The organism is Alkalicoccobacillus porphyridii (genome assembly GCF_007293315.1).
GTDB lineage: Bacteria > Bacillota > Bacilli > Bacillales > Bacillaceae_D > Alkalicoccobacillus > Alkalicoccobacillus porphyridii.
Genome location: NZ_VLXZ01000243.1, coordinates 1 through 266, shown reverse-complemented (window position 1 = coordinate 266; position 266 = coordinate 1). Strand labels below are relative to the sequence as shown.

The following is a 266-nucleotide window of genomic DNA, read 5'->3' as shown; positions in this document are numbered from 1 at the left end:
CTATTTTTTTGATAATCTTCTTCGCTTTCGAACAACTCGTGCGCCTTTCGAGAAGCAAGCATTATATAATGCCAGGCCAGTTCTTCTTCAATTGTCCCGTTTTGAAAAGCTGTGCTTGATATCGAGATCATCCATGATAATTCCGCCGCCCATATTAGCTTCGCCGAGGATTTACCGGAGCTATGATTAGCGCAATCAGAGATATAGTCTGAGGGAAAAACAGCAAATTTATTCAACAAGGCGATAACCTGCTCTGGGGCTTCCTC

The 266-nt window shown here is 43.2% G+C and carries 1 protein-coding gene; it reads right to left on the bottom strand.

Features of this window, described 5'->3' with window-relative positions; all coding sequences use genetic code 11:
• A partial coding sequence (locus FN960_RS24190; protein WP_143850824.1) for a DUF1266 domain-containing protein occupies window positions 1-266 on the bottom strand: 266 nt, incomplete at both ends.